We start from the raw sequence: 26,790 nt of genomic DNA on the forward strand, positions 1-26,790 counted from the left end.
CCCTACATGCGACGCCTGACGAAATGAGCTCATCAAGTAGCCCACTGTGAGCTACGAACAGACCTCTGCCATCACTCCGAACTCGCCGTGCAAGCGATAATCCAATGGGGCGCGGCCGCCGCATACGGCGCAGATGGAAGCTGCTCCGAAGTTCTTCAATTTTGACCATCCAACCATGCCCGCCGAAATCCTTGAAGGATTGAGAAGCAAGTCATTCTCGGAATGGGCAGATGACTACGAAATGATGCTCTACACTTTGGAGCAACAAGTAGCCGCTTGGGAAGAGTTATACGGCTGAAGATTTAAAAGCCTACAACCATTGCCTTGCTTCGGCGCCAAGCGCCCGGGCCTGCCGTAGTCCATCTACCTTGCGAGACGAGAATCTTCTCTGCAAGGCATTGCCCCCCCGTCCCCCGTCTGCTACTGCACCCCCACACCAGAAGCCCCGGATTCGTCCGGGGCTCTTGGTTTTGTCCGGGCTGATGCGGTTTCACATCGGCGCGGGCAGTCGAACCGGGGATCTTCGGAGCCCTTAACCCCGGATCATCGCTGCAGCCGGCAACGGCAAGGTGACGGTCCAGAAGCAAACGGAAGACAGTAAACATGGCACTCAAGTCGTATAAACCGACGACGCCTGGCCAGCGCGGGCTGGTTCTGATCGACCGTTCGGAGCTGTTCAAAGGACGTCCTGTCAAGGCGCTGACCGAAGGTCTGGTGTCGCAGGGTGGCCGCAACAACCTCGGACGTGTCACGGTGCGCCACCAGGGCGGCGGGGCCAAGCGCCTCTACCGCATCGTGGATTTCAAACGCCGCAAGTGGGATGTGGCGGCAACCGTCGAACGCATCGAATATGACCCCAACCGCACCGCCTTCATCGCGCTGGTGAAGTATGCCGATGGCGAGCTGGCCTATATCCTGGCCCCGCAGCGTCTGGCCGTGGGCGACACCGTTGTCGCAGGCGCCAAGGTCGACGTGAAGCCCGGCAACGCCATGCCCTTCAGCGGCATGCCGATCGGTACCATCGTCCACAACGTCGAGCTGAAGCCCGGCAAGGGCGGCCAGCTGGCACGCGCCGCGGGCACCTATGCCCAGTTCGTCGGCCGTGACGGGTCCTACGCCCAGATCCGCCTGTCCTCGGGCGAGCTGCGTCTGGTCCGTCAGGAATGCATGGCCACCATCGGTGCCGTGTCGAACCCCGACAACTCGAACCAGAACTTCGGCAAAGCGGGCCGTATGCGCTACAAGGGCATCCGCCCGACGGTGCGCGGCGTTGCGATGAACCCGATCGACCACCCGCATGGCGGCGGCGAAGGCCGGACCTCGGGCGGCCGTCACCCGGTCACCCCGTGGGGCAAGCCCACCAAGGGCGCCCGCACCCGCACCAACAAGGCGACGGACAAGTTCATCGTCCGCTCGCGTCACGCCAAGAAGAAGGGGCGCTAATCCATGGCACGTTCCGTCTGGAAAGGCCCGTTCGTCGATGGCTATCTGCTGAAGAAGGCAGAGACCGCGCGCGCGTCGGGCAAGAACGAAGTGATCAAGATCTGGTCGCGCCGGTCCACCATCCTGCCGCAATTCGTCGGGCTGACTTTTGCCGTCTACAACGGCAAGAAGCACATCCCCGTTGCGGTCACCGAAGAAATGATCGGTCAGAAGTTCGGCGAATATTCGCCGACCCGCACCTACTACGGCCATGCGGCCGACAAGAAAGCCAAGAGGAAGTAAGCCATGGGTAAGGAAAAGAATCCGCGCCGCGTGGCCGAAAACGAGGCTCAGGCCATCGCCCGCATGCTGCGCACCAGCCCGCAGAAGCTGAACCTTGTCGCCGGTCTGATCCGCGGCAAGAAGGTGGAAAAGGCGCTTGCCGACCTGACCTTCTCGAAGCGCCGCATCGCCGGTGAAGTGAAGAAGGTTCTGCAATCGGCCATCGCCAACGCCGAAAACAACCACGGTCTGGACGTCGACAATCTGGTCGTCGCTGAGGCTTGGGTCGGCAAGAACCTGGTGATGAAGCGCGGCCGTCCGCGGGCCCGCGGCCGGTTCGGCAAGATCATGAAGCCGTTCAGCGAAATCACCATCAAGGTGCGTCAGACCGGGGAGTCGGCATAATGGGACAGAAGGTTAACCCGATTGGCATGCGCCTCCAGGTGAACCGCACCTGGGACAGCCGCTGGTTCGCCGAGTCGAAAGACTATGGCAATCTGCTGCTGGAAGACCTGCGGATGCGCGAGTTCATCCACAAGGAAGCCAAGCAGGCCGGCATCTCGAAGGTCGTGATCGAACGTCCGCACAAGAAGTGCCGCGTGACGATCTACTCGGCGCGTCCGGGTGTGATCATCGGCAAGAAGGGCGCCGACATCGAAACGCTGCGCAAGAAGCTCAGCGCTTTCACCAAGTCGGAACTGCACCTGAACATCGTCGAAGTCCGCAAGCCGGAAGTCGATGCCCAGCTGGTGGCCGAGTCGATCGCCCAGCAGATGGAACGCCGCGTCTCCTTCCGTCGCGCCATGAAACGCGGCGTGCAGAACGCGATGCGCATGGGTGCCCTTGGGATCCGCGTGAACGTGGCCGGCCGTCTGGGCGGCGCGGAAATCGCCCGGACCGAATGGTACCGTGAAGGCCGCGTGCCGCTGCACACCCTCCGTGCCGACATCGACTATGCGCTGTCGGAAGCCGAAACCCCCTACGGGATCATCGGCGTGAAGGTCTGGATCTTCAAAGGCGAAATCCTTGAGCACGATCCGCAGGCGCATGACCGCCGTATGACCGAAGCCCAGGACGGCCCGGCCCCGCGTGGCCCCCGTCGTGAGCGCGGCGACCGCGAACGCGCGTAAGGAGTAGAAGACAATGCTGCAACCGAAGCGCACCAAGTATCGCAAGATGCACAAGGGCCGGATCCATGGCGAAGCCAAGGGCGGTTTCCTGCTGAACTTCGGCTCTTTCGCCCTGAAGGCGACCGAGCCGGAGCGTGTGACGGCCCGTCAGATCGAAGCGGCCCGCCGCGCGATCACCCGTCACATGAAGCGTCAGGGCCGTGTCTGGATCCGTATTTTCCCGGATACCCCGGTCTCGGCCAAGCCGGTCGAAGTCCGGATGGGCTCGGGCAAGGGGTCGGTCGACTACTGGGCCTGCAAGGTCCAGCCCGGCCGCATCATGTTCGAGATCGACGGCGTGGCCGAAGACATCGCGCGTGAGGCCCTGCGCCTTGGCGCCATGAAGCTGCCGGTCACCTCGCGCATCGTCGCCAAGGAAGACTGGTAAGGACGCCGGGGCGGACTGCCCGCCCCGACATCTCGCAGAACAGACCCCCGCCGGAAACGGCGGGGGTTTCTGTTTAACGGGCCAAGGGCCTCACACAATATCCTCCCATGACGGCGCACGGCACAGGGTGAGGCAGGCCTCACATATCTCCTGAAGCGGACCGAAAGCCGGGGCCGCCCCCAGAGAACTGGATTCGCCATAGCGCGGCCACTTTTCAACAGATCAGCCATCAAACTCAGCGTGCCGCGATCAAGTAGATCAGGTTCTGCGCCATATTCGACGCAAAGTTTCCATGCGGCAACAAGGTCATGATTTGCGCTTCGGACACGTCTTTCGGACATCCCCTGTTTCAGCAGAAAGGCTTTGAGGGACAGCTCTATGCAGTGGGCGCAAAGCACCATGACCGGAGGAGGCGCAGCGCTTTCATACCCTGGGATATGGCCAATAACATCATCCGCTGCCAAGGCTGCCTCATAGTTCAGCCGGGCAAGGTACCTGTAGTAGTCCGCACGATTGTCCGGCGTGACGCTGAACATCACACTCCTCCTGCATTGACCGCGTGAGTTCGCATATATCAGGCACGGCACGGCCGGTCAGTGGAACTTGCCGCGGCGTGCACCTTTTCAATCCGACGGTCGCCTGCTAGCTCAGACCTGCGCCTTCGCAAAGGACCCCGCCATGGCCGAAATCACCTCGCTTTTCGTCACCCGCCTTTACCGTGCTGCGCTGAATGAGCTGGCGAAGAAGAAGGTGGACTATGCCGAACTCCACGCCTCCTGCGAGGCGATTGCCGAGGAGGACGAGGCCGGGCAGGAATGGTGCGAGGCCAACGGCTATCCGGGCTACACCTCTTATGCCTCGCTGGCCGATCTGCCCTGGCGGTTCCCGATCTTCGGCGCGCTGGAAAAGGTGCTGGACAAGCATGTCGCCGCCTTCTGCGACGATCTGGGCTTCGACCTGCAGGGGCGAAAGCTGAAGTGCAACTCGCTCTGGATCAACATCCTGCCGGAAGGCGGCACCCATTCCAGCCATATCCACCCGCATTCCGTGATCTCCGGCACCACCTATGTCGCCATGCCCGACGGGGCAGGGGCGCTGAAGCTGGAAGACCCGCGGCTGCCGATGATGATGACGGCGCCCCTGGTGCGCAAGAACGCCGGTGAGGACCGCCAACGGTTCCACTACGCCACGCCGAAGGTGGGCGATGTGCTCCTCTGGGAAAGCTGGCTGCGGCATGAGGTGCCGATGAACATGTCCGAGGAAGAGCGGATCTCGGTCAGCTTCAATTACGGCTGGGCGTGAGGGGCGGCCCCTCCATTACGTCTTCCGGGTAGCGAGACTGTGGCGCGGAACAAAAGGGTTCGTCCTCGGAGCCACAGGGCTTGCCCGCCGGCGTCACGGAACCAGATCGCGTTTTGTTGAATTGTCCTGATGGAACAGGACGTTCAGCCATGTCACACAAAAGCGCCGTGCTAGCCGCCATCATCGCCCTTTCCGGGCTGAACCCGGCTTATGCCGATGGAATGGATCCCGTCGTTGCAGAACGGGGGGTACCTGTCCTGCCCCCGGATATTGCTGATTGGTCGGGGTTCTATGTGGGGCTGGGCTATGGCAGCCTGGGCGGCAAGATCGCCGATGCGATCCGCGACTTTGATCTGGACGATACCACCAGCGCCGCGTTCATCGGCTATTCCCGCCAGTCCGGCCATGTCGTCTATGGTGTGGAGCTTGCCTATTCAAAAGGCGCCGATGACACCATCAACGGACGCGAGGTGCGAGGGGACGGAATGGTCGCCCTGACCGGGCGGCTTGGCTATGCGTGGAAGAAAAGCATTGTCTATGCACGGATAGGCTATGCGATTTCCAGCTATGAGATTGGCGGTGCCAAGGCGGATTACGATGGGGTCGCCTATGGGATCGGCTTCGACCACCGGCTGAACGACCGGCTTTCGGTCGGGCTGGCGGTCACGAACTTCGACCTCTCATCGGCTGACAGCGCCGCGCAGGGAATCGACATCAAGCCGCAGCAGTTGGATCTGCGTCTCAACCTGAGGTTCTGAACGGCGGCGATCCAGTCCCTGCCCTCGGAAGGGGGCAGCCCCAACTTTCCCTTGCCCCTTTGCCCCTTTCCCCCTATACGGCCCCATCCACGGTTCCGGGGCGACTCGGATTCGGTGGTTTGCCATTGATCCGCCAGGCTCACGGTGACCCTGCAAGGGGGGCCGTCTGGCGATTGTGAAGAAGGAAAAGCGCGATGAGCGCCAAGGAACTGACCGGGAAGACCCCGGACCAGCTGCGTGATCAGCTGGTCGCCCTGAAGAAAGAAGCCTTCAACCTGCGCTTCCAGCAAGCGACCAACCAGCTTGAGAACACCGCGCGCATGCGTGTGGTGCGCCGCGAAGTGGCGCGGATCAAGACCGTTCTCGGCCAAAAAGCCGCCGAAGCTGCGAAGTGAGGAACTGAGATATGCCCAAGCGCATCCTGCAAGGCACCGTGACCTCGGACAAGAACGAACAGACGATCACCGTTCTGGTGGAACGTCGCTTCAAGCACCCGCTGCTGCAGAAGACCGTCCGCAAGTCGAAGAAATACCGCGCCCACGACGCGGAGAACAAGTTCAAGGTTGGCGACGTTGTCCGCATCGAGGAATGCGCGCCGATCTCGAAGACGAAACGCTGGACCGTGGTGGTAGAGGGCTGAGGTAACTCAACCCTCTCCATCGCTCCAGTTGAACTGAGCGAAACCCCGGGGCAGCTTGCATTGGCTGTCCCCGAAGGTCGGGAGAAACCAAATGATCCAGATGCAAACGAATCTGGATGTTGCTGACAACTCCGGCGCGCGCCGGGTGCAGTGCATCAAGGTTCTGGGCGGGTCGCACCGCCGTTATGCTTCGGTCGGCGACATCATCGTGGTGTCGGTGAAGGAAGCGATTCCGAAAGGGCGCGTGAAGAAGGGTGACGTCCGCAAGGCCGTTGTCGTCCGCACCGCCAAGGAAGTCCGTCGCGAAGATGGCACCGCCATCCGCTTCGACCGTAACGCCGCCGTCATCCTGAACAATCAGGGCGAGCCGGTCGGCACCCGTATCTTCGGGCCGGTCGTCCGCGAGCTGCGCGCGAAGAACTTCATGAAGATCATCTCGCTTGCGCCGGAGGTGCTGTAATGGCTGCCAAGCTCAAGAAGGGTGATACCGTCGTCGTTCTGACCGGCAAGGACAAGGGCAAGAAGGGCGAAATCACCTCCGTCTCGCCCAAGGACAACAAGGCCGTCGTCGAAGGCGTGAACATCGCCATCCGCCACACCAAGCAGTCTGCCGGTTCGCAAGGCGGCCGCATCCCGCAGGCCATGCCGATCGACCTGTCGAACCTTGCCCTGATGGACAAGAACGGCAAGGCGACCCGCGTCGGCTTCCGTGTGGAAGGTGACAAGAAGGTCCGCTACGCCAAGACCACCGGGGAGGCGATCTGATGCTCGATACCCAAGCCTATTCCCCGCGTCTGAAGGCAGCCTACAAGGCCACGATCCGTGCGGCCCTGAAGGAAGAATTCGGCTACAAGAACGACATGCAGATCCCCAAGCTGGACAAGATCGTCCTGAACATGGGTGTCGGCGAAGCGGTCAAGGACACCAAGAAGGTCAAGCAGGCCTCTGAGGAACTGTCCCAGATCGCTGGTCAGAAGGCTGTCATCACCAAGGCCAAGAAGTCGATCGCCGGCTTCCGGGTCCGTGAAGAGATGCCGCTTGGCACCAAGGTGACCCTGCGCGGTGACCGGATGTATGAATTCCTTGATCGGCTGATCAACGTGGCACTGCCCCGCGTCCGCGACTTCCGCGGCGTCAAGGGCACGGCTTTCGACGGCCGTGGCAACTATGCCATGGGCCTGAAAGAGCACATCGTTTTCCCGGAAATCAACTTCGACAAAGTCGATGAGGTTCTGGGGATGGACATCATCATCTGCACCACGGCCAAGACCGATGCGGAAGCGAAGTCGCTGCTGAAGCACTTCAACATGCCGTTCTCGGCCTGATCGCGAGGAACCTGATTCATGGCTAAGAAATCCATGGTGAACCGCGAAGTGAAGCGCGCGAAACTGGTGAAGCAATTCGCCGGCAAGCGGGCTGCGCTGAAGGCGGTGATCAATGACCAAGAGAAGCCGATGGAAGAGCGCTTCAAGGCGTCTCTGAAACTGGCTGAGATGCCGCGCAACTCGTCGGCCACGCGGATTCACAACCGCTGCCAGCTGACGGGCCGGCCCCACGCCTATTACCGCAAGCTGAAGCTGTCGCGGATCATGCTGCGCGAGCTGGCCTCGTTCGGCCAGATCCCCGGCATGGTCAAGTCGAGCTGGTAAGGGAGGAAGACAAATGTCGATGAACGATCCTCTCGGCGATATGCTGACCCGCATCCGCAACGCGCAACTGCGCGGCAAGTCCACCGTGATCACCCCGGCGTCCACGCTGCGGGCCCGCGTTCTGGACGTGCTTCTGGCGGAAGGCTACATCCGTGGCTACGAAAAGGCTGAGACCTCTAACGGTCAAGGCGAGTTCTCCATCTCCCTGAAGTATTACGAAGGTGAGCCGGTCATCCGCGAACTGAAGCGGGTGTCGAAGCCGGGCCGCCGCGTGTACATGGGCGTGAACGATATCCCGCAGGTCCGCAACGGCCTTGGCGTGGCGATCGTCTCCACCCCGAAGGGTGTTCTGACCGATGCAAGCGCACGGGCTGCCAATGTTGGCGGCGAAGTGCTCTGCACCGTGTTCTGAGGAGGGTGCAATGTCTCGTATCGGCAAGAAGCCCGTCGCCCTGACCAAAGGCGTCACCGCCTCGGTCTCGGGCCAGACCATCGAAGTGAAGGGGCCGAAAGGCACCCGCAGCTTCACCGCGACCGACGATGTCACCATCGCGGTCGAGGGCACCGAAGTGAAGGTCACCCCGCGTGGCCTGTCCAAGCGCGCCCGCCAGCAATGGGGGATGACCCGCTCCATGATCGAGAACCTGGTCACCGGCGTGACCACCGGGTTCAAGAAGGAGCTGGACATTCAGGGCGTCGGCTATCGCGCTGCGATGACCGGCAACGTTCTGAAGCTGTCGCTCGGCTTCTCGCATGAGGTGAACTTCGAAGTTCCCAAGGGCGTGACCGTCGCGACCCCGAAGCCCACGGAAATCGTGGTCGAGGGCATGGACGAGCAACAGGTCGGCCAAGTGGCGGCGAACATCCGCGAATGGCGTCAGCCCGAGCCCTACAAGGGCAAGGGTATCCGCTACCGGGGTGAGTTCGTCTTCCGCAAGGAAGGCAAGAAGAAGTAAGGGGCGCAAAAATGGCTTTGAACAAAAGAGAGCTGTTCCTGAAGCGCCGCCTGCGCGTTCGGAACAAACTGAAGGCCTCCTCGGCTGGCCGTCTGCGGCTGTCCGTCCACCGCTCGTCGAAGAACATCAGCGTTCAGCTGATCGACGATGTGAAGGGCGTGACCGTCGCTGCTGCCTCGTCGCTGGAGAAAGACTTGGGTGTGGTCGGCAAGAACAACGTCGAGGCGGCCGCCAAGGTCGGTTCAGCGATTGCCGAGCGCGCAAAGGCGGCTGGCGTGGAAGAGTGCTACTTCGACCGCGGCGGCTTCCTGTTCCACGGCAAGATCAAGGCTCTGGCCGATGCAGCCCGTGAGGGCGGCCTGAAGTTCTGATCCCTGCGGGCGGTGCCTCAGCGCCGCCCCGATGATCCGGGAGCGCGCCTTCGGGCGTGTCTCACCAGGATTGGTTCAATAGGGCGTGCCGGACACGCCATCACGAAAAGGAATGCCTTATGGCAGAACGTGAACAACGCCGGGATCGCCGCGAAGCGCGCGAAGAGACCCCGGAATTCGCGGATCGTCTCGTTGCGATCAACCGCGTCTCGAAGACCGTGAAGGGCGGCAAGCGCTTTGGCTTTGCAGCTCTCGTCGTGGTGGGTGACCAGCGCGGCCGCGTGGGCTTTGGCAAGGGCAAGGCGAAGGAAGTGCCGGAAGCGGTGCGGAAAGCGACCGAGCAGGCCAAGCGCAACATGATCCGTGTGCCGCTGAAAGATGCGCGCACCGTGCACCACGACATCGAGGGCCGTCATGGCGCCGGCAAGGTCGTGATCCGGACCGCCGTTCCCGGTACCGGGATCATCGCCGGCGGCCCGATGCGCGCCGTCTTTGAAATGGTGGGGATTCAGGACGTGGTGGCCAAGTCCATCGGCACCCAGAACCCCTACAACATGATCCGTGCGACGTTCGAAGGCCTCAAGAAGGAAGCCTCGCCCCGCTCCGTGGCCTCGCGCCGCGGCAAGAAGGTGGCCGAGATCCTGAAGAAGCCGGAAGGCGAAGCGGTGGAGGCCTGAGACCATGTCGAAGAAAACCATCGTTGTGAAGCAGGTGGCCTCGGCCGCCCGTCGCCCGGCCGTCCAGACCGCGACCCTGAAGGGGCTGGGCCTGAACAAGATGAACCGCACCCGTGAGCTGGAAGATACCCCGGCTGTGCGCGGCATGGTGAACAAGATCGCGCACCTCGTGCAGATCATCGAAGAGCGCGGCTGAGCTTCCGCTTTTTCCGAACATACAGAACGCCCCGGTCGCAAGGCCGGGGCGTTTTGGCATTCTCCGGCCCGGCTTTCGGTCGCCCCTCCGGCCCGACCGGGCTGGTGTCTGGATCCCAACGGGCCGGCCGGGGGCGGCGCCGCGCCCCCTTGACGCGGGCCGCCCCCGGGTGTCGCATGGCGGCAGGAGGAGCGATGACCGTCAGCCCAGAGCCAGCCCTGCCCCCGGGCGCCGCGGAATTTTCCGATGGCGCCTGGAACGACGTGCTGTCTGCGGTGGACCGGACCTATTCCGAACTGGTGGCGCATCAGGAACGGCTGGAACGGCAGAACCGCGAGCTGGAGGCGCTGCGGCAATTCCTCGCCTCGGTCTTTGCTTCGGTGTCGGATGTGCTGGTGGTGCTGGACCGTGAGGGGCGGGTGGAAGAGGTGAATGCCTCGGTCACGGCGATGATCGGCTCGACCGCGGTGGCGCTGGCCCGGCGGCCCCTGGCCGAACTGGTGCGGCCCGAGGACCGCGCGCCGGTGCAGGCGCTGCTGGCGCAGGTGGCGCGCAGCCGCAGCCCCGGCAAGCTGGATTTCGCGCTGCTGACCCCTGCCGAACCCGCGCCGGTAGAGGCGGTGCTGTCGCCGCGGCTGGATGACCGCGGGCGCGTGGCGGGCATGGTGCTGACCGGGCGCCCGGTGGGCGAGCTGCGCCGCGCCTATGCGCAGCTGGAACAGAGCCATGCCGAGATGAAGGCCGCGCAGGCCCAGCTGGTGCGGGGCGAGAAGCTCGCCTCGCTGGGTCGCCTCTTGGCCGGGGTGGCGCATGAGCTGAACAACCCGATCAGCTTTGTCTATGCCAATGCCCATGCGCTGGAACGCTACGCCGCGAAGTTCGAGACCTATTTCCAGCGGGTTCAGGCCGGGGCCAGCCGTGAGGAGCTGGTGGATCTGCGCGAAGAGCTGCGGCTGGACCGCGAGCTGCGGAACCTGCGCGATGCCGTCCATGGCGCCCGCGAAGGGGCCGAGCGGGTGCGCGATATTGTCGAGGACCTGCGGCGGCTGTCGGCCGATGGCACCGGAGAGATGGTGGGCTTCGACCTGACGGAAACCGCCCGGATCGCCGCGCAATGGGTGCTGCGCGGCACGGCGGACCGTCCCGACCTGCGGATCGAGGCGCCCGCCCCGGTGATGGTGCGCGGGCGGCCCGGGCATATCCAGCAGGTGGTGATGAATCTGGTGCAGAATGCGGTGGATGCCGTTGCGGGCCGCCAGGGTGCGCTGATCCGGCTGACCCTGATGGCCGAGGCCGGGCGCGGTGTGCTGACGGTGGCCGACAACGGCCCGGGAATTGACGAGGCGACGGCGGCGATGATCTTCGACCCGTTCTTCACCACCAAACCCGTGGGCCATGGCACCGGGCTGGGCCTGTCGATCAGCCTGAAGATCGCCGAGGAACATGGTGGCCGTCTGACCCTGCCGCCCGCGGCCGAGGGGGCCAGCTTCCGGCTGGACCTGCCCTTGGCGGAGGGCGCGGCATGAACGTTTTGTGGCTGCAATCGGCGGGCTGCGGTGGCTGCACCATGTCGCTGCTGTGCGCCGAGGGGCCGAACGTCTTCGACCTGCTGGCCGGGGCGGGCATCCGGTTCCTGTGGCACCCCGCGCTCAGCCTTGAGACCGGCACCGAAGTGCAGGGGATTCTTGCCGCGATCGAGGCAGGCGAGGTGGCGCTGGATGTCCTCTGCATCGAAGGCTCCATCGCCACCGGGCCACGCGGGACGGGGCGGTACCATATCCTGTCGGGCACCGGAGTGCCGATGCTGGACTGGGTCCGGCGGCTGGCCCCCCTTGCGCGGGATGTGGTGGCCGTGGGGACCTGCGCCACCTATGGCGGGATCACCACCGCGGGCGGCAACCCGTCGGACTCGGTCGGCGTGCAATATGACGGCGCCCATCCCGGCGGCGCGCTACCGGCGGAGTTCCGGTCCCGCAGCGGCCTGCCCGTCATCAATGTGGCGGGCTGCCCCACGCATCCGGACTGGGTGACAGAGACGCTGCTCCTCCTGTCCGCGGGCGCGCTGCCCGCTACCGCGCTGGATGCCTTGGGCCGCCCGCGGTTCTATGCCGACCATCTGGTCCACCATGCCTGCCCGAAGAACGAGTTCTACGAATACAAGGCCAGCGCCCGCAGCCTGTCCGAGATGGGCTGTATGATGGAACATCTGGGCTGCATCGGCACGCAGGCCGTGGGGGATTGCAACATCCGCCCGTGGAACGGCGGCGGCAGCTGCACCCGCGGCGGATATCCCTGCATCAACTGCACCGCGCCCGAATTCGAGGAGCCGCGCCACATCTTCACCGAAACGCCCAAGATCGCGGGCATTCCGGTGGGATTGCCCACCGACATGCCGAAGGCGTGGTTCATGGCACTGGCGAGCCTGTCCAAGGCCGCCACGCCCGACCGGATCGCAAAGAACGCCGTGGCCGACCGCGTGGCCGTGCCGCCCACCCTGCGGAAACCCCGATGACCGAAGGCCGCCTGATCGTCGGTCCGTTCAACCGGGTGGAGGGGGATCTGGAGATCCGGCTGGACATCCGCGAGGGCCGGGTGGCCGCGGCGCGGGTGAATTCGCCGCTCTATCGCGGGTTCGAACGCATGCTGCCCGGCAAGGACCCGCGCGATGCGCTGACCATCGTGCCGCGGATCTGCGGCATCTGCTCGATCAGCCAGTCGGCGGCGGCGGCGCGCGCGCTGGCCATGGCCTGCGGGATGGAGCCTGCGCCACAGGGCGAACGGGTGGCCGCGCTGATCCACGCGATCGAGAATATCAGTGACCACCTGACCCATTTCAACCTGTTCTTCATGCCGGATTTCACCCGTCCAGCCTATGCCGGGCGGCCGTGGCACGCCCGCGCGGTGGAGCGGTTTACCGCGATGGCGGGCAGCGCACAGCGCGCCACGGTCGAGGCGCGGGCGCAGCTGATGCATATTCTGGGTCTTCTGGCGGGGAAATGGCCGCATACTTTGGCCATTCAGCCGGGCGGCGTGACCCGTGCCCCCACGGCACGCGACCGGCTGCGCATTCTGGCGACTTTGGCCGGGTTCCGGAGGCATCTGGAACAGATGGTCTTCGGCGCCCCCGTCGAGGCTTTTGCTGCGCTGGAGACGCAGGCCGCGCTGATGGGCTGGACCCGCGGCGATGCCGGGCTGTTTCTGGAGATCGCCGCTGATCTTGATCTGGGCACCATGGGGCAGGGCAGCGGGCGGTTCCTGTCCTTCGGCGCCTATCCTCTGGCGGGCGGCCACGGCTTTGCTCCGGGTCTTTGGGACGGCGGGGCGCGCGCGCTGGATACCGCGGCGATTGCCGAGGACCTGAGCCATTCCTGGATGCTCGGCGCGACCGCGCACCCGTCCGAAGGCATGACCGAACCGGATGAAGACATGCGGGACGAGGCCTACAGCTGGTGCAAGGCGCCGCGGCTGGCGGGCCGGACGTTCGAGACCGGGGCGCTGGCGCGGCAGGTGATCGACGGCCACCCGCTGGCCCGCGATCTGGCGCGCCCCGGTGGCGTCTTGGCACGGGTGGCCGGGCGGCTTCTGGAACTGGCCCGGACGCAGGTGCTGATGGAGGAGCTGGCGCAGGGGATCGTGCCGGAGGAGAGTTTCATGTCCGGCCCGGTGGTGCTGCGCGATGGCACGGGCGAGGGGCTGGTCGAGGCGGCGCGGGGCGCCCTTGGCCATTGGCTGCGGATCGAGCGGGGCCGGATCGCCGCCTATCAGATCGTCGCGCCGACGACCTGGAACTTCTCGCCCCGCGATGCGGCGGGGGTGCCGGGGCCGGTGGAGGCCGCGCTGGAAGGGGCCGTGGTGGCAGAAGGCGAGACGACGCCGCTGAGCGTGCAGCACATCGTGCGCAGTTTCGATCCCTGCATGGTCTGCACGGTGCACTAGGGGGAACCCGCGGGCCGGGGGCCAGCCCCCGGACCCCCGGGATATTTATGAACAGATGAATGAGCCGGGATTTTCCATAAGGGTGCGGGGGCAGGTGCAGGGCGTGGGGTTCCGGCCCTTCGTCTGGTCGCTTGCGCGGGCGCGGGGCCTGCGCGGGCTGGTCCTGAATGATCCCGAAGGGGTTCTGGTGCTGGTGGCGGGGCCGTTGGAGGATTTCGCGCGGGCCTTGCGCGATCAGGCGCCGCCCCTGGCGCGGGTGGATGCGGTGGAGGTGGCGCCGCATGTCTTCAAGACGGCGCCCGAGGGGTTCGTGATCGCCGAAAGCCGCGGGCAGGGGGCCGAGACGCGGGTGACGCCCGATGCCGCGACCTGCCCCGCCTGCCGGGAAGAGGTTTTCGCGCCGGGGCGGCGGCAGGGCTATGCCTTTACCAACTGCACCCATTGCGGGCCGCGCTTCACCATCCTGACCGGGCTGCCTTATGACCGGGCGAAGACCACGATGGCGCCTTTCGCTTTGTGCCCCGACTGTGCTGCGGAATATGCCGATCCCGCGGACCGCCGGTTCCATGCCCAGCCGGTGGCCTGTCCCGCCTGCGGCCCGCGGCTGTGGTATGAAGGGGAAGCGGCTGCGGGCCGTCCGCTGGCGCAGGCCGCAGGCGTGCTGCGGGCGGGCGGGGTGGTGGCGGTCAAGGGGCTGGGCGGGTTCCATCTGGCCTGCGATGCGGGAAATCCGGCGGCCGTGGCGCTCTTGCGCGGGCGCAAGCGGCGGCCCGCCAAGCCCTTTGCCCTGATGGGCACTTTGCCGATGCTGGAGGTTTTGGCCCACCTGACCGATGCCGACCGCACCCTGCTGGCCGATCCGGCGGCGCCGGTCGTGCTGGTGGCGGGCCGCGCGCCCTTGCCCGAGGGCGTGGCGCCGGGCATGCGGCAGCTGGGCGTGATGCTGCCCTATACGCCGCTGCACCATCTGCTGCTGGCGGAATTCGACGGTGTGCTGGTGATGACCTCGGGCAATCTGTCGGGGGAACCGCAGGTGATCGGCAATGAGGAGGCGCGGGAGAAGCTGTCGGCCTTTGCCGACGGGTTCCTGATGCATGACCGCCAGATTGCGCGGCGGCTGGATGACGGGGTGGAGCGGGCCGATCCGCCCATGGTGATCCGCCGGGCGCGGGGGCGGGTGCCGGGCACGCTGCCGCTGCCGCCGGGGTTCGAAGCCGCGCCACAGGTGCTGGCCTTCGGCGGGCAGATGAAGGCGGCGATCTGCCTGACGAAAAACGGGCAGGCGATGCTGTCGCACCATCTGGGCGATCTGGACGATGCGCTGACGGCCGAGGAATACGCCCGCACCCTGCACGATTGCGCGGCTTTGTTCGACCACCGGCCCACGGTCGCGGCCTGCGACCTGCACCCCGGGTTCCGCGCCACGCAGGCGGCCGAGGCATCTGGCCTGCCGGTCACGCGGGTGCAGCACCACCACGCCCATCTGGCGGCCTGTCTGGGCGAAAATCTCTGGCCGCTGGACGGCGGCAAGGTCGCGGGGATCATCCTGGACGGGCTGGGTCTTGGCCCGGATGGCACGGTCTGGGGCGGCGAGGTCCTGTTGGGCAACTACCGCGGGGTCGAACGGCGGGCCATGCTGACCCCTGCGCCCTTGCCCGGCGGCGACCGGGCGCAGGCCGAACCGTGGCGCAATGCGCTGATGCGGCTGGATCAGGCGGGCCATGCGGACTGGGCGGATGCGCTGTTCCCCGATGCGCCGCGCGACCAGATCCGGCGGATGGCCGCGGCGGGGCTGAACGCGCCTTTGTCCAGCAGCGCCGGGCGGCTGTTCGATGCGGTGGCGGCGATGCTGGGCCTTTGCCCGATGCGCCAGAGCTATGAGGGCGAGGCCGCGATGCGGCTGGAGGCGCTGGCGGCGGAGGCGCCCGACGATGGCAGCAGCTATGACCTGCCGCTGATTGGGCAGGAACTGGACCCGGCGCCCATTTGGCCGCAGATTCAGGCCGACCTGCGCCGTGGCGTGCCCGTGGCGCGGATCGCATGGCGGTTCCATGCCGGGTTGGCCCACGGCTTTGCCCGGGTGGCGCGGCGACTGGTCGAGGGGGGAGAGGCGGCGGCCATCGCCTTGTCCGGTGGTTGCTTTCAGAACGGACTTCTTCTGACCCTGACCGCCGGTGCGCTGAAAGACCTGCCCGTGCTGACCCACCGGACCACCCCGGCCAATGACGGCGGGCTGGCACTGGGGCAGGCGCTGGTTGCTGCGTCGCGGCATATCGACGCTGCGGAAGCGGGCTGACCGGGGGTCCTGCCGGCTGCAAAGGCCGTGACCACGGCGGCCGGGCCAGCTGTCTGTTAATCAATTGGCCAGACAGCGAAAAACCGCAAATTCCTGTCCCGCCGATTTCCATTGGCCCGGCCCCCTGCGGCGCGGCATCCCTTGGCATACCGCGCAGAGCCGCCCTTCGGGGGTGCGCCCGGGCAAAAGGGGAGGATGGCGTGTCGAAGATCGAAACCTTTTACGACGTGATGCGGCGGCAGGGGATCACCCGCCGCAGCTTTATGAAATACTGCTCGCTGACCGCGGCCGCGCTTGGCCTTGGCCCGGCCTTCGTGCCGAAGATTGCCCATGCGATGGAGACGAAGCCGCGCACGCCGGTGATCTGGGTGCACGGGCTTGAATGCACCTGTTGCTCGGAGAGCTTCATCCGCTCGGCGCACCCTCTGGCCAAGGATGTGGTGCTGTCGATGATTTCCCTCGACTATGACGATACGCTGATGGCCGCGGCGGGTCATGCGGCCGAGGCGGCGTTCGAGGAGACGATCGAGAAATACAAGGGCCAGTATATTCTGGCCGTCGAAGGCAACCCGCCGCTGAACGAAGACGGGATGTTCTGCATCACCGGCGGCAAGCCCTTTGTCGAAAAGCTGCGCCATGCGGCCAAGGATGCCAAGGCCATCATCAGCTGGGGCGCCTGTGCCAGCTATGGCTGCGTGCAGGCCGCGGCGCCCAACCCGACCCGCGCCACCCCGGTGCACAAGGTCATTCTGGACAAGCCCATCATCAAGGTGCCGGGCTGCCCGCCCATTGCGGAGGTGATGACCGGCGTCATCACCTATATGCTGACCTTCGACCGCATGCCCGAACTTGACCGGCAGGGCCGGCCGAAGATGTTCTACAGCCAGCGTATCCACGACAAATGCTATCGCCGCCCGCATTTCGACGCTGGCCAGTTTGTCGAACACTGGGACGACGAGAACGCGAAGAAGGGCTATTGCCTCTACAAGATGGGCTGCAAGGGTCCGACGACCTACAACGCCTGTTCCACCGTGCGCTGGAACGAAGGCGTCAGCTTCCCCATCCAGTCCGGTCACGGCTGCATCGGCTGTTCCGAAGACGGGTTCTGGGACCAAGGCTCGTTCTACGACCGGCTGACCAACATCAAGGCCTTCGGGGTCGAGGCGAATGCCGACAAGATCGGCGGGGCTGCCGCCGGCGTGGTGGGCGGCGCGGTGGCGGTGCATGCCGCCGTCAGCGCGCTGAAACGCGCGCAGAAGAAGACGCAGGACAAGGTGGAGGGCTGAGGCCATGACGATCAACACGCCGAACGGCTTTACCCTCGACAACACCGGCCGCCGCATCGTGGTGGACCCGGTGACCCGCATCGAAGGCCATATGCGCTGCGAAGTGAACGTGGATGAGAACGGCATTATCCGCAACGCAGTGTCCACCGGCACCATGTGGCGCGGGCTGGAGGTCATCCTGAAGGGCCGCGATCCGCGCGACGCCTGGGCTTTCACTGAACGGATCTGCGGTGTCTGCACCGGGACTCATGCGCTGACCAGCGTTCGCGCGGTCGAGGATGCGCTTGGCATCACCATTCCCGACAATGCGAATTCCATCCGCAACATGATGCAGCTGAATCTGGAAATTCACGATCACGTCGTGCATTTCTACCACCTGCATGCGCTGGACTGGGTGAACCCGATCAACGCGCTGAAGGCCGATCCCAAGGCCACCAGCGAATTGCAGCAGATGGTCAGCCCGTCGCATCCGCTGTCCTCGCCCGGCTATTTCCGCGATGTGCAGAACCGACTGAAGAAATTCGTGGAATCGGGCCAACTCGGGCTGTTCAAGAACGGCTATTGGGACAATCCGGCCTATCTTCTGCCGCCCGAAGCCGATCTGATGGCGACCACGCATTATCTGGAGGCGCTGGACCTTCAGAAAGAGATCGTGAAGGTCCACACCATCTTCGGCGGCAAGAACCCGCATCCGAACTGGCTGGTGGGTGGCGTGCCGTGCCCGATCAACATCGACGGCACCGGCAGCGTCGGCGCGATCAATATGGAGCGGCTGAACCTCGTCTCCTCGATCATCGACCAGTGCAACGAATTCAACCGCAACGTCTATATCCCCGATGTGATCGCCATCGGCGGCTTCTACAAGAACTGGCTTTACGGCGGCGGGCTGTCGTCCAAGGCCTGTCTGGCCTATGGCGACATTCCGGAAAACCCGAATGATTTCCGGGCCGAGAACCTGCATCTGCCGCGCGGGGCGATCATCAACGGCAACCTGAACGAGGTTCATGATGTCGACCAGCGCGACCCCGAACAGGTGCAGGAATTCGTCGATCACAGCTGGTATACCTATGGCGAGCCGGGCAAGGGCCTGCATCCCTGGGACGGCGTGACCCAGCCGCAATATGAGCTGGGCCCGAATGCCAAGGGCACCCGCACCAACATCGAACAGCTGGACGAGGCCGCGAAATATTCGTGGATCAAGGCGCCGCGCTGGAAGGGCCATGCGATGGAGGTGGGTCCCCTGGCCCGCTACATCGTCGGCTATGCCAAGGGGCATGAGGATATCAAGAACCAAGTCGACGGTCTTCTGGGCACCATGGGGCTGCCGCTGAACGCGCTGTTCTCGACCCTTGGCCGCACCGCGGCGCGGGCACTGGAATCGGAATATTGCGGACGGCTGCAGAAGCATTTCTTCGACAAGCTGATCCAGAACATCAAGAACGGCGATCAGACCACGGCGAATGTGGAAAAGTGGGACCCCTCCACCTGGCCCAAGGAAGCCAAGGGCGTGGGCGCGACCGAGGCGCCGCGCGGCGCACTGGGCCACTGGATCAAGATCAAGGACGGTCGGATCGAGAATTATCAATGCGTCGTGCCGACCACCTGGAACGGCAGCCCGCGCGACACCGCCGGAAACATCGGCGCCTTCGAGGCCAGCCTGATGGACACCAAGATGGAACGCCCCGACGAGCCAGTCGAAATCCTGCGCACGCTGCACAGCTTCGACCCCTGCCTTGCCTGCTCCACCCATGTGATGGCGCCGGACGGGCAGGAGCTTGCCCATGTCAAAGTGCGGTAGGGGGCGAAGATGAGCGACCATTCCGCCAACACCGGCCTGAAGGATTTGAACGCCGGAGAACAGATCAGCCGCCAGACCTCGGTCTATGTCTATGAGGCGCCGGTCCGCATCTGGCACTGGATCAACGCGCTGGCCATCATCACGCTTTGCGTGACCGGCTATTTCATCGGCTCACCGCCGCCGTCGATGCAGATCGCCGAGGCTTATGACCAGTTCGTCTTCGGCTATATCCGCTTTGCCCATTTCGCGGCCGGCATGGTGATGACCGTGGGCTTTTTCGGCCGCATCTACTGGGCGCTGGTGGGCAATCACCACGCGAAGCAGCTGTTCTATGTGCCGATCTTCAGCGGCCATTACTGGAAGGAGCTGTTTTTCGAAATCCGCTGGTATCTGTTTCTGGAGCGGGAGCCGAAGAAATACGTCGGCCACAACCCCTTGGCGCAGTTGGCGATGTTCTGCTTCATCACCCTTGGGATGAGTTTCATGATCATCACCGGCTTTGCGCTTTATGCCGAAGGGGCGGGCCGGGACAGCGGGTTCGATCTGGTCTTCGGCTGGGCGCAGGATCTGGTGCAGAACACGCAGCGTCTGCACACTTTGCACCATCTGGGCATGTGGTGGATCCTTATCTTCATGATCGTGCACATCTATGTGGCCATCCGCGAGGACATCATGTCGCGGCAATCCATCGTCTCGACCATGATCTCGGGCCATCGCACGTTCAAGGATGACCGACCGGAGTGAAAGGGATTCTTCCGGTTCTGGAAATACCGAAAAGATAGTTTCCATATCCGCTTCGGAAATCCCGCCTCTTCTGGCGGGATTTTCTTTTCATATCATGTGGTTGTAACTTTATTTCCACTTTGCCGGAATTTTCGGCGGTGCCCGGGTGAACAGTTTATTGTCAGATTCGTAAGGCGGGGACAGCCCGCTTGCCAGCAAGGTTCGGGGAGGGGCCATTGCCAGCAGAGCATCCGAAATCCGTTCTGGTCCTCGGGATCGGGAATATCCTCTGGGCCGATGAGGGCTTTGGCGTCCGTTGCGTCGAAGAGATGGCCGCCGCCCATGCGCTGCCGCCACAGGTGAAGCTGTTGGATGGTGGCACGCAGGGCCTGTATCTGCTGCCGTTTCTGGAAGAGGCCGAGGCGCTGATCGTCTTTGACGCGGTGGATTACGGCCTGCCGCCCGGCACGATGAAGATCGTCGAAGGCGACGAGGTGCCCGCCTTTCTGGGCGCCAAGAAGATGAGCCTGCACCAGACCGGCTTTCAGGAAGTGATCGCCACGGCGCAGCTTCTGGACCGCTGCCCGCGCCATCTTCTGCTGATCGGCTGTCAGCCGGTCGAGCTGGAGGATTACGGCGGCGGGTTGCGGCCGGCTGTGGCCGCGCGCATCCCCGATGCCATCGCCATCGCGCTGGACCGGCTGGCGCACTGGGGCTTTGCGGCGTTTCAGGGCGAAAGCCCGGCGGAACTGGCCGATCCGTCGATCCGCCGCGATGCGTATGAACAGGGCCGCCCCGATGCCGCTGAGGCCTGCCGGATCGGCGATGAGCGCTTCTTTCCGGGGGCTGTCTGATGTGCGTGGGCATTCCCGCGCAGCTTCTGGCGGTCGACGGCATCGCCGGGCATTGCGCCGATGGCACGCTGGTTGACCTGTCATTGGTGCCCGATGCCGGGCCGGGCGACTGGGTGCTGACCTTTCTGGGCAGCGCACATGAAGTGATCGACGCTACCACCGCCGCTCAGATCGCGGCCGCGCTGGAAGGGCTGCGCAATGTGATGCAAGGCCTGCCCATGGGCGATGCCTTTGCCGATCTGGACGCCCGCGGCCCGCAGCTTCCCCCCCATCTTCAGGCCGCGCTGGACGCGGGCCACAGCAAGGGCTGATCCATGCACGACCATCACCATCATGACGATGATTTCGACACGGCGGTGCGGCCCGCGGGCCGCATCCATCCGCTGATCGCCCGACTGGAAGAAATGGGCTGGCCGCGGCTGTCCTCTCTCTCGGATGTGGCGGAATTCACCGGGCGGCCCGGGGCGCATTGCTTGCTGGCGCCCGGGGATTTCGTCCGCAATCTGGAAAGCGCCGATGCCGCGGTGATCCTGCCGGAACTGCGCATGACGTTCCAGAACGCCTTTGACTGCGCCATTCTGGATGATGCGATCGAGGCCAAGGTGCGCGAGACATGGCGTGCGCTGAAGACCCCCGCCTTCCTGTTCTTCCGCGAAGGCTTCTACCTCGGCTCCATCGAAAAAATCCGCGACTGGGACGATTACATCGCCCGCACCAGCCACCTGTTGAACCTGCCGGGATAAGATCATGGTCCAGAACTTCCACCTGCCGCCGACCGGCTTCGGCCCCGGCTCTCAGGCCGATGAGGCTGAGGATTTCGATTATATGGCGCTGCCGTCGGGCATGCGCACCTACAGCGCGCATATGCCTGAGGTCGAGGATGCCACCCCCCTTGCGCCCGCGCTGGCGCTGCTGGCGGAAATTGCCGCCGCGGCTGAGGTGGTGGCGCAGGGCATGCCGCCGCAAAGCTTTGATCTGTCGGGATTGGATGCCGCCAACCGTGCGCTGATGGCGGAAACCCTGGGGCAGGGTGAGGTGTCTGTGCGCGCCCGTGGGGTGCCTGCGGTGGCGATGCAGGAAAGCGTCTTTGCCGGCGTCTGGGTGCTGAAGGCCGAAGGGATCGACCGGGTGGAGGTGGGGCCGGTGCCCGGTCTGGCCCGGACCCGCGCCTTCCTGCCCGTCCGCCCTGCCATCGGTGCGCTGGCCCGCCGGGCACCCGGCGTGGTGAACGCCCCCGCTCTGCTGGCGGAGCTGATGGACAAGTCCATGCAATGGCAGGGGCCGCAGGACCTGCATGTCGTGAACCTGACCCTGCTGCCCCATACCGAAGAAGATCTTGTCTGGCTGGCCGAGGCTTTGGGCGAGGGGTCTGTGACCATCCTGTCGCGCGGCTATGGCAATTGCCGCGTCAGCGCCACCGCGCAGGCCAATGTCTGGCGGGTGCAGTTCTTCAACTCGATGGACACGCTGATCCTTGACACGTTCGAGGTGACGGACATGCCCGAGGTCGCCCTTGCCGCGCCCGAAGACCTGACCGACAGCGCCGAACGCATCCGCGAAGTGCTGGAGGCGATCAGATGACCTTTGAAGGCAGCTACCTTGGCGCCAATGACCGGATCAGTCCGCGCGCCATCATGGAATGCAAGATCTGCTGGACCACCTATGACCCGGCCGAGGGCGACGATTACCGGCAGGTCCTGCCCGGCACGCCCTTTGTGGCGCTGCCTGACGACTGGAAATGCCCCGGCTGCGATGCGCCCAAGGCGCAGTTCATGGTCCGCGAAGATCCCGGCAGCGACGAGATGCGCCGCGCCGCGGTGATCGGCCAGAAGACGCAGGCGCTGGTCGCCGACTTTCGCGAGGTCTTCAACGCCAAGATGCGCGATGTGCCGATCGTGAACCACGCGCTGCATGTCGAGGCGGTGGGCTTCCGCAGCCATGGGCCGGACATTCTGGGTGTGCTGGTCTCGCCCTGGTTCATGAACCTTGTGCTGTTGCCGGGCGATACCGAATGGCCTGCGCTGAAGGCGGGCGAGAAGGAAGTGATCGCCTTCCCCTCGGGCGAATACGAATTCATCCACAACAGCCGCGAGATGGTGGGGCCCTATAAGGCCTGCTCGCTCTTCTCTCCCATGGCGGATTTCAACAGCCAGATGCAGGCGGTGGATGTCGCCCGCGCGGTGATGGGGGAACTTTTCAAGGACGAGAACCGCGAAGAGACCGACCGCGCCGCCGAGATCCGCGCCGCGCGTGAGGCGGAACTGGCGCCCCCGCCGGAGCCTGCGGAACTGCCGGTCCCGGACCTGCGCCCCTCGCGACGGGCTTTGCTGACCGGCGGTCTGTCTTCTGGAACCTCGGAATGATACCGGCCCTCCGCCTGACTCTGTCGCCCCATGCCGGGGGCCTGCGCGCCCTCAGGGCGGGCGAGGCCGGGCCGGGGGTGGATGCCATGATGCTGGGCCGCCCGGTGGAGGACGTTCTGCGTCTGCTGCCCGCGGTCTTCGGCCTGTGCCGGTCGGTGCAGGAAACCGCGCTGGCGCTGGCTTTGGACCGGGCGCCGCCCGATCCCGAAGGGCTGCGGCGCGACATGATCCGCGATCACCTCGCCCGGTTCTGCCTGCATCTGCCGCGCGCACTTGGCCTGCTGCCGATGCCGCTGCCGCAGGGCTGGATGCGGGGAGGCGCCGTGCTGCGTCAGGCGCTGTTCGGGGCCGATGGCCTGCCCGCGCCTTCGGGGTTTGAACAATGGCTGTTGCAGGGGCAGGGCGCGGCGCCGGTCGTTGCGGCCGTGATGCAGACCTTTGCGCCCTTTGAGGCCGCAACCCTGTTGCCCCCCCTTGACCCGATCGCCCCTTTTGCGCGGGACGCGGTGGAAAATGCGCTGATCGCCCGGCACGGCAGCCACCCGTTGCTGGCCCATGTCGTCATCAGCCATGGCCGCGGCCCGCTGGCCCATCTGGTGGCGCGGCTGGTCGACCTTGACGCTCTGTCCCGCGGGGGGATGCCCGCGGCCCGGCGGCTGGCGGACGGCACCGCGCTGGTGCCCTGTTCCCGGGGCCTTTGCGCGCTGCGGCTGCGGGTTGCGGGCGGCATGGTCACCGGCTTTGACCGCCGCACGCCGACCGACCATCTGCTGATGCCCGGCGGCCTGATGGAGGCGTCGCTGGCCAGGCTGCCCGCGGCCAAGGCTGGTGCGGCGCCCCTTCTGGCGGCTATCCTTGATCCCTGCGTTCCGGTCATGATCGAAGGGGGCCTTCATGCATGAGATGAGCCTTGCCGAAGGCATCCGCGGCATCGTGCTGGATCAGGCCCGCGCGCATGGCTTTTCCCGCGTCACCCGGCTGCGGCTTGAGATCGGGCGCTTTGCCGGGGTGGAAAAACCGGCGCTGGAATTCGCCTTCGATGTGGTGATGCGCGGCAGCCCGGCCGAAGGCGCCGCGCTGGAGATGCTGGACCTGCCGGGGCAGGCCCTGTGCTTTGACTGCGGCCAGACGGTCGGGATCGAGGACCGGCTGGACCCTTGCCCGCTGTGCGCGGGCACTCGGCTTCTGCCGCAGGGGGGCGATGAAATGCGGATCCGGGATATGGAGGTGGTCTGATGTGCACGGTCTGTGGGTGCGGCGAAAAGATCCTGTTCGACGGGCGCGAGATCACGCATGAGGAGGCCCATCGTCTGGGCCTGCCGCATGGTCATGGTCCGGCGCATGCGCATGGGGCAGCGGGGCACAGCCACGCCCATGCCCATCTGCATGACCACAGCCATTCCCATGGCGGCGTGACCCATGCCCACCCCCATGCCCATGAACACGCGCATCATCATCATGACCATGATCACGGCGACCACGGCCACGCGCATGACCATGGCGCGGGGGCGCATGACCACGATCACCACCACTACTACTATGGCACCGGCGCCGCGGGTGTTTCGGTTCCCGGCCTGTCGCAGGCCCGGCTGATCGAGGTGGAGACCGCGATCCTGTCGAAGAACGACACGCTGGCAGCGGGCAACCGGCGGGTGCTGTCGGCGCTGCGGGCCTTTGCGGTGAACCTCGTCTCCTCGCCCGGGTCGGGCAAGACCACGCTTCTGTGCCAGACGATTGCGATGCTGGGCGACCAGCCGCTGGCGGTGATCGAGGGCGACCAGCAGACCCAGATGGACGCCGACCGCATCCGCGCCACGGGCGCGCGGGCGGTGCAGGTGAACACCGGCAAGGGCTGTCATCTGGATGCGCAGATGGTGGGCGCGGCGATGGATGATCTGCGCCTTGCCCCGGCCTCGATGCTGTTCATCGAAAATGTGGGCAATCTGGTCTGCCCCGCCGCCTTTGATCTGGGTGAAGATGCCAAGGTGGCGATCCTCTCGGTGACCGAGGGCGAGGACAAGCCGCTGAAATATCCCGATATGTTCACCGCGGCGAAACTGGCCGTCCTGAACAAGACCGATCTGGCCGAGGCCTGCGGCGCCGATCTGGCCGCCTATGAGGCGGCGCTGCGCCGGGTGAACCCGGCCATCGAAATCCTCCGCGTCTCGGCCCGCACGGGCGAGGGGATGGCGGCGTGGCTGGACTGGCTGCGCCGTGGTCTGGCGGCCAAGGCATAAGCCCATGGCCGATCCGCGCCCCTATGTCCTGCTGATTGATGACGAGCCGCATTCGCTCTCGGCCATGCGGATGGCGCTGGAGGATGAGTTTGAAATCCTGACCGCCACCGACACCCGCACCGGCGCCGAGCTGATGGAGGAGGAATGGGTGCAGGTGGTGATCTGCGATCAGCGGATGCCGGGGCAGACGGGGGTGGAATTCCTGTCCGCCATCCGCGAACGCTGGCCCGAGACGGTGCGGATCCTGATCACCGGCTATACCGACCCCGGCGCCATGGCCGATGCCATCAATCTGGGCGGCATCCACCAGTTCATCGCAAAGCCGTGGCACCCCGATCAGCTGTTGATGGCCACCCGCAACGCGGCCCGGCTGTTCCATCTGGCGCGTGAGAATGAGCGGATGGCGCTGGAGATGCGGCTCCTTTCCTCGACGGCCGAGACGAAGCTGGAAAAGCGCCGCCGCGCCCTGCGCGACGGGCTGGGATTCGAGACGATCCTGCGCGCGCCGAATTCGCCGATGATCGCGCTGGTCGATGCCGCGCGGCAGTTCGCCACCTTTGACGTGCCCGTGCTGCTGACGGGCGAGGCGGGGACCGGCAAGGCGCAGATTGCGCGGGCGATGCATATGGCCAGCCTGCGGTCCGACCGGCCCTTTTATGCGCTGAACCTGGGCGGCATGCCCGAGGAACTGGTGGCACTGGAGCTTCTGGGCGCCAAGCGCGGCGCGGCGCCGGGGGCCACGAACCGCATCGGCCTGTTGCAGAAGGCCGACCGCGGGACGCTGTATCTGTCGGGCGTGGACACGCTGCCGCCGGCGTTGCAACTGGCGCTCCTGCGGGTGCTGACCGAGGGCGCCTTTACCCCCCTGGGCGGGCAGGAGACGATTTCCACCAATCTGCGGCTGATTGTCGGCGCGCACCGTGACCTTGCGGCTTTGGTGGCGGACGGGTTGTTCCGCCCCGATCTTTACTATGCGCTGTCGGTGGCCGATCTGACCGTGCCGCCCCTGCGCGCCCGCCGCGGCGATGTGGCGATTCTGGCCCAGCATATCCTTGTCGAGGTGGCGGCGCGTCATGGCAAGCTGGTCCATGGCTTTGACGCCGCCGCGCTGGAGTTTCTGGAGAATTACGACTGGCCCGGCAATTTGCGTGAGCTGACGAATGAGATCACCCGCATGCTGATCTTTGCGCAGGACAGCATTCTGGGGGCCGAACTGATTTCCCGCCCCATCCTGCAGGGCCCGCCGGGTGAGGCCGGGGCCGACCGGTCCGCGCAGGCTGTGCTGACCGGCGACGGCACGCTGAAGGACCGGGTCGAACTGATCGAGATGCGGATCTTGCGCGAAACGCTGACCCGCCACCGCTGGAACAAAAGCCGCGCCGCGGCGGAACTGGGTCTCAGCCGCGTGGGTCTGCGGGCCAAGCTGGACCGCTACGGTATCGCCGACCCGACAGGGCGCGCGACGCAGGACGAAGAGGAGGACTGAG

At 65.3% G+C, this 26,790-nt stretch carries 35 protein-coding genes; all 35 read left to right on the top strand.

Annotated elements, in window-relative coordinates; all coding sequences use genetic code 11:
- The first annotated feature begins 133 nt into the window (after positions 1-133).
- The gene (locus tag ACO2Q5_RS10160; protein ID WP_423290564.1) at positions 134-298 is read left to right on the top strand and encodes a hypothetical protein; all 165 of its coding nucleotides are present in this window, start codon (positions 134-136) and stop codon (positions 296-298) included.
- Between the two features lie 305 nt (positions 299-603).
- A complete protein-coding gene (rplB, locus tag ACO2Q5_RS10165; protein ID WP_423290566.1) occupies positions 604-1,443 on the top strand; it encodes a 50S ribosomal protein L2 in 840 nt (279 codons plus the stop codon).
- Positions 1,444-1,446: 3 nt separating this feature from the next.
- Positions 1,447-1,725 (top strand): 30S ribosomal protein S19, encoded by a 279-nt coding sequence (gene rpsS, locus ACO2Q5_RS10170; protein WP_423290568.1) that lies wholly within the window; start codon positions 1,447-1,449, stop codon positions 1,723-1,725.
- A 3-nt stretch (positions 1,726-1,728) separates the two neighbouring features.
- Positions 1,729-2,109 (top strand): 50S ribosomal protein L22, encoded by a 381-nt coding sequence (rplV, locus tag ACO2Q5_RS10175; RefSeq protein WP_423290570.1) that lies wholly within the window; start codon positions 1,729-1,731, stop codon positions 2,107-2,109.
- Complete coding sequence (gene rpsC / locus ACO2Q5_RS10180; protein WP_423290572.1) at positions 2,109-2,834, top strand: 30S ribosomal protein S3; 726 nt, start codon at positions 2,109-2,111, stop codon at positions 2,832-2,834. Before rplV ends, rpsC begins: the two co-directional genes overlap by 1 nt.
- A gap of 13 nt (positions 2,835-2,847) precedes the next feature.
- Positions 2,848-3,261, top strand: coding sequence for a 50S ribosomal protein L16 (gene rplP / locus ACO2Q5_RS10185; protein WP_423290574.1), 414 nt, complete (start codon positions 2,848-2,850; stop codon positions 3,259-3,261).
- Positions 3,262-3,939: 678 nt separating this feature from the next.
- A complete protein-coding gene (locus tag ACO2Q5_RS10190) occupies positions 3,940-4,563 on the top strand; it encodes a TIGR02466 family protein (RefSeq protein WP_423290576.1) in 624 nt (207 codons plus the stop codon).
- Positions 4,564-4,712: 149 nt separating this feature from the next.
- Complete coding sequence (locus ACO2Q5_RS10195) at positions 4,713-5,321, top strand: outer membrane protein (RefSeq protein ID WP_423290578.1); 609 nt, start codon at positions 4,713-4,715, stop codon at positions 5,319-5,321.
- A 194-nt stretch (positions 5,322-5,515) separates the two neighbouring features.
- On the top strand, positions 5,516-5,716 hold the full coding sequence (gene rpmC / locus ACO2Q5_RS10200; protein WP_423290580.1) for a 50S ribosomal protein L29: 201 nt from the start codon (positions 5,516-5,518) through the stop codon (positions 5,714-5,716).
- A gap of 11 nt (positions 5,717-5,727) precedes the next feature.
- Positions 5,728-5,961: a 30S ribosomal protein S17 gene (gene rpsQ, locus ACO2Q5_RS10205; RefSeq protein ID WP_423290582.1), complete on the top strand. Its 234-nt coding sequence runs from the start codon at positions 5,728-5,730 to the stop codon at positions 5,959-5,961.
- 91 nt (positions 5,962-6,052) lie between these two features.
- On the top strand, positions 6,053-6,421 hold the full coding sequence (rplN, locus tag ACO2Q5_RS10210) for a 50S ribosomal protein L14 (RefSeq protein ID WP_013066055.1): 369 nt from the start codon (positions 6,053-6,055) through the stop codon (positions 6,419-6,421).
- Positions 6,421-6,726: a 50S ribosomal protein L24 gene (gene rplX / locus ACO2Q5_RS10215; RefSeq protein WP_423290585.1), complete on the top strand. Its 306-nt coding sequence runs from the start codon at positions 6,421-6,423 to the stop codon at positions 6,724-6,726. The genes rplN and rplX overlap by 1 nt, the downstream gene beginning before the upstream one ends.
- Positions 6,726-7,286: a 50S ribosomal protein L5 gene (rplE, locus tag ACO2Q5_RS10220; RefSeq protein ID WP_423290587.1), complete on the top strand. Its 561-nt coding sequence runs from the start codon at positions 6,726-6,728 to the stop codon at positions 7,284-7,286. The genes rplX and rplE overlap by 1 nt, the downstream gene beginning before the upstream one ends.
- Before the next feature lie 18 nt (positions 7,287-7,304).
- Positions 7,305-7,610: a 30S ribosomal protein S14 gene (gene rpsN / locus ACO2Q5_RS10225; RefSeq protein WP_423290589.1), complete on the top strand. Its 306-nt coding sequence runs from the start codon at positions 7,305-7,307 to the stop codon at positions 7,608-7,610.
- A 13-nt stretch (positions 7,611-7,623) separates the two neighbouring features.
- A complete protein-coding gene (gene rpsH, locus ACO2Q5_RS10230; protein WP_423290591.1) occupies positions 7,624-8,022 on the top strand; it encodes a 30S ribosomal protein S8 in 399 nt (132 codons plus the stop codon).
- Between the two features lie 10 nt (positions 8,023-8,032).
- Positions 8,033-8,566: a 50S ribosomal protein L6 gene (rplF, locus tag ACO2Q5_RS10235; RefSeq protein WP_423290593.1), complete on the top strand. Its 534-nt coding sequence runs from the start codon at positions 8,033-8,035 to the stop codon at positions 8,564-8,566.
- A gap of 11 nt (positions 8,567-8,577) precedes the next feature.
- On the top strand, positions 8,578-8,937 hold the full coding sequence (rplR, locus tag ACO2Q5_RS10240) for a 50S ribosomal protein L18 (RefSeq protein WP_423290595.1): 360 nt from the start codon (positions 8,578-8,580) through the stop codon (positions 8,935-8,937).
- 119 nt (positions 8,938-9,056) lie between these two features.
- Positions 9,057-9,614: a 30S ribosomal protein S5 gene (gene rpsE / locus ACO2Q5_RS10245; protein WP_423290597.1), complete on the top strand. Its 558-nt coding sequence runs from the start codon at positions 9,057-9,059 to the stop codon at positions 9,612-9,614.
- Positions 9,615-9,618: 4 nt separating this feature from the next.
- Entirely contained in the window at positions 9,619-9,810 is a 192-nt protein-coding gene (rpmD, locus tag ACO2Q5_RS10250; protein ID WP_423290599.1) for a 50S ribosomal protein L30, read from the top strand.
- 194 nt (positions 9,811-10,004) lie between these two features.
- Positions 10,005-11,336, top strand: coding sequence for a sensor histidine kinase (locus ACO2Q5_RS10255; protein ID WP_423290601.1), 1,332 nt, complete (start codon positions 10,005-10,007; stop codon positions 11,334-11,336).
- A complete protein-coding gene (locus ACO2Q5_RS10260) occupies positions 11,333-12,322 on the top strand; it encodes a HupU protein (protein WP_423290603.1) in 990 nt (329 codons plus the stop codon). Before ACO2Q5_RS10255 ends, ACO2Q5_RS10260 begins: the two co-directional genes overlap by 4 nt.
- Entirely contained in the window at positions 12,319-13,746 is a 1,428-nt protein-coding gene (locus tag ACO2Q5_RS10265) for a nickel-dependent hydrogenase large subunit (RefSeq protein ID WP_423290605.1), read from the top strand. Before ACO2Q5_RS10260 ends, ACO2Q5_RS10265 begins: the two co-directional genes overlap by 4 nt.
- Before the next feature lie 55 nt (positions 13,747-13,801).
- Positions 13,802-16,042, top strand: a complete 2,241-nt coding sequence (hypF, locus tag ACO2Q5_RS10270; protein ID WP_423290607.1) for a carbamoyltransferase HypF — start codon at positions 13,802-13,804, stop codon at positions 16,040-16,042.
- 200 nt (positions 16,043-16,242) lie between these two features.
- Positions 16,243-17,328 carry a hydrogenase small subunit gene (locus tag ACO2Q5_RS10275; protein WP_423290609.1) on the top strand — a complete coding sequence of 362 codons (1,086 nt, stop codon included), beginning with the start codon at positions 16,243-16,245 and terminating at the stop codon, positions 17,326-17,328.
- 4 nt (positions 17,329-17,332) lie between these two features.
- Entirely contained in the window at positions 17,333-19,126 is a 1,794-nt protein-coding gene (locus ACO2Q5_RS10280; RefSeq protein WP_423290611.1) for a nickel-dependent hydrogenase large subunit, read from the top strand.
- A gap of 9 nt (positions 19,127-19,135) precedes the next feature.
- Positions 19,136-19,870 (top strand): Ni/Fe-hydrogenase, b-type cytochrome subunit, encoded by a 735-nt coding sequence (gene cybH, locus ACO2Q5_RS10285; RefSeq protein ID WP_423290613.1) that lies wholly within the window; start codon positions 19,136-19,138, stop codon positions 19,868-19,870.
- Between the two features lie 215 nt (positions 19,871-20,085).
- Entirely contained in the window at positions 20,086-20,703 is a 618-nt protein-coding gene (locus tag ACO2Q5_RS10290; RefSeq protein WP_423290615.1) for a HyaD/HybD family hydrogenase maturation endopeptidase, read from the top strand.
- Positions 20,703-21,014 carry a HypC/HybG/HupF family hydrogenase formation chaperone gene (locus ACO2Q5_RS10295; protein WP_423290617.1) on the top strand — a complete coding sequence of 104 codons (312 nt, stop codon included), beginning with the start codon at positions 20,703-20,705 and terminating at the stop codon, positions 21,012-21,014. The genes ACO2Q5_RS10290 and ACO2Q5_RS10295 overlap by 1 nt, the downstream gene beginning before the upstream one ends.
- 3 nt (positions 21,015-21,017) lie before the next feature.
- Complete coding sequence (locus ACO2Q5_RS10300) at positions 21,018-21,446, top strand: hydrogenase accessory protein (protein WP_423290619.1); 429 nt, start codon at positions 21,018-21,020, stop codon at positions 21,444-21,446.
- A gap of 4 nt (positions 21,447-21,450) precedes the next feature.
- Positions 21,451-22,284 (top strand): hydrogenase expression/formation protein, encoded by an 834-nt coding sequence (locus ACO2Q5_RS10305; RefSeq protein ID WP_423290621.1) that lies wholly within the window; start codon positions 21,451-21,453, stop codon positions 22,282-22,284.
- The gene (hybE, locus tag ACO2Q5_RS10310; protein ID WP_423290623.1) at positions 22,281-23,066 is read left to right on the top strand and encodes a [NiFe]-hydrogenase assembly chaperone HybE; all 786 of its coding nucleotides are present in this window, start codon (positions 22,281-22,283) and stop codon (positions 23,064-23,066) included. Before ACO2Q5_RS10305 ends, hybE begins: the two co-directional genes overlap by 4 nt.
- Positions 23,063-23,968 carry a hydrogenase expression/formation protein HupK gene (locus ACO2Q5_RS10315; protein ID WP_423290625.1) on the top strand — a complete coding sequence of 302 codons (906 nt, stop codon included), beginning with the start codon at positions 23,063-23,065 and terminating at the stop codon, positions 23,966-23,968. Before hybE ends, ACO2Q5_RS10315 begins: the two co-directional genes overlap by 4 nt.
- On the top strand, positions 23,961-24,302 hold the full coding sequence (gene hypA / locus ACO2Q5_RS10320) for a hydrogenase maturation nickel metallochaperone HypA (RefSeq protein WP_423290627.1): 342 nt from the start codon (positions 23,961-23,963) through the stop codon (positions 24,300-24,302). Before ACO2Q5_RS10315 ends, hypA begins: the two co-directional genes overlap by 8 nt.
- Positions 24,302-25,303, top strand: a complete 1,002-nt coding sequence (gene hypB, locus ACO2Q5_RS10325; protein ID WP_423290629.1) for a hydrogenase nickel incorporation protein HypB — start codon at positions 24,302-24,304, stop codon at positions 25,301-25,303. The genes hypA and hypB overlap by 1 nt, the downstream gene beginning before the upstream one ends.
- A 4-nt stretch (positions 25,304-25,307) precedes the next feature.
- Positions 25,308-26,789, top strand: coding sequence for a sigma-54-dependent transcriptional regulator (locus tag ACO2Q5_RS10330; protein WP_423290631.1), 1,482 nt, complete (start codon positions 25,308-25,310; stop codon positions 26,787-26,789).
- Position 26,790: the final 1 nt, after the last annotated feature.

It is taken from the genome of Neotabrizicola sp. VNH66 (assembly GCF_049445895.1).
In the GTDB taxonomy this organism is placed as follows: domain Bacteria; phylum Pseudomonadota; class Alphaproteobacteria; order Rhodobacterales; family Rhodobacteraceae; genus Pseudogemmobacter.